General features: G+C 68.8%; 2 protein-coding genes. One reads left to right on the top strand and one right to left on the bottom strand.

From position 1 onward, the window contains the following. Positions 1 to 73 precede the first annotated feature (73 nt). Entirely contained in the window at positions 74 to 835 is a 762-nt protein-coding gene (locus ACFRMQ_RS40740; protein WP_380735976.1) for a BTAD domain-containing putative transcriptional regulator, read from the bottom strand. Between the two features lie 377 nt (positions 836 to 1,212). On the opposite strand from ACFRMQ_RS40740, the gene ACFRMQ_RS40735 reads away from it, so the two are divergent. Then, positions 1,213 to 1,380 (top strand): thiazolylpeptide-type bacteriocin, encoded by a 168-nt coding sequence (locus ACFRMQ_RS40735; protein WP_380735975.1) that lies wholly within the window; start codon positions 1,213 to 1,215, stop codon positions 1,378 to 1,380. Positions 1,381 to 1,455: the final 75 nt, after the last annotated feature.

Raw genomic sequence — 1,455 nt, 5'->3', positions numbered from 1 at the left:
GTCCTCCCGTTCCCCACGCCCCCACCGGCACCGACATCGGCGCCCGGCGCGATCTCCCGTGTCGCGCCGAGCCTCAGCCCGCCAGCTGGTGCGGCATCACCGTCCGCACCTCTCCGCTCAGGATCGCCTCGTACGTGCGGGCGAGCAACTGCCCCGGGGACACGCCGAGTTCGTCCGCGAGGATCCGCCGCCCGTCCAGGTACAGCGACATCGCCTCCGCCTGCCGCTCCGACCGGTACAGCGCGGTCATCAGCAGCGCCCGGAAGCGCTCCCGCATCGGGTGCTGCGACACCAGCCCGGTCAGCTCGGAGATCAACTGCCGGTGCCGGCCGAGGATCAGGTCGACCTCGATCCTGGCCTCCAGCACCTCCAGCCGCGCCTCGTCCAACTGCGGTCGCTCGGCGTCGATCAGATGATCCGTCACATCGGCCAGCGCCTCTCCGTTCCAGCACGCCAGCGCCTCCCGCAACCGCTCGGAGGCCAGCTCGAACCGCTGCTCGCGCAGCGCCTGGAACCCGCTCTGCGAAAGCCCGCCGAACCGCGTCAGATCACACGGCACGTGCTGGGCCAAGAGTCTGTACCCCGAGCGAATCCGCACCAACGACACCTCGCCGCCCACCCGCCGCCGGATCCGCGACGCGTAGGTGTGGATCTGCGCGCCGGCCGTGCTCGGCGGGTTCGAGTCCCAGAGCATCCGCCCGAGGTGTTCGTCGGAGACCGCCCGGCCACCCGCCATCACCAGCGCCGCGAACATGGTCCGCTGCTTGGTTCCGCTCAACGAGTCCTCCTGGCCGTCGGCCAGGATGTGGACCGGTCCGAGAATCCGAAACTCCATGATGCCGTTCCCTCGCCTTCGGTGCGGTGCCCGTCCTCTGAGACCGCTGACCCGAGTGACGGTAGGAGACGCCCGCATCGGCCCGATATTGCCTCGATATCAGCCCCCGTCGGCCGCTCCCCCGGCCCTTGCGGCCACCCTCCGTGACCGCGAACCCGGCACCGTCTCCGGGGTGATCCGAAGGCCCGCAAGGCCCGTCGCAATCGACGGCCCCCCGCCCCACGTCACACTCCGCAATGTCGTTGACACATTCGCTTACGTATGAGCATGATGAGGCCATCAGCGCGGCGGGGGGCCAGGTGCTGAAAGCATCCGGATTCGCGCATTCATTTCGAATTCGCATCCCCTCGCCCGAATCTGCGAAGGGGGATGTGGACATGTCCACTGGAATCACTGTCGGCGAGGTTCTGGACTTCAGCGACTTCGCCATCGACGAGATCGAGACCGTCGACCTGCCGGACACCGTCGGCCTGCCCGCCATGGGCGCCTCCGACGGTGCTTCGTGCTGTGCCCTCAGCTGCTCCTGCTGCAGCTCCAGCAGCTGATCAGCACCTGATCGGCAACCGATCGACCGTTGATCGGCAGCTGAGGCCGGCTTCGGCGCGCGGGGTCCTCCCGCG

Origin of the sequence: Kitasatospora sp. NPDC056783, assembly GCF_042789895.1 — a bacterium.
Taxonomy (GTDB): Bacteria; Actinomycetota; Actinomycetes; order Streptomycetales; family Streptomycetaceae; genus Kitasatospora.
Note: the sequence above shows the minus strand (reverse complement) of the source record. Positions and strands in the feature narration are given on the sequence as shown.

Bases quoted from the DNA above. Each gene is read 5' to 3' on its own strand.
- ACFRMQ_RS40740 (WP_380735976.1), bottom strand. From the start codon at position 835: ATGGAGTTTCGGATTCTCGGACCGGTCCACATCCTGGCCGACGGCCAG.
- ACFRMQ_RS40735 (WP_380735975.1), top strand. From the start codon at position 1,213: ATGTCCACTGGAATCACTGTCGGCGAGGTTCTGGACTTCAGCGACTTC.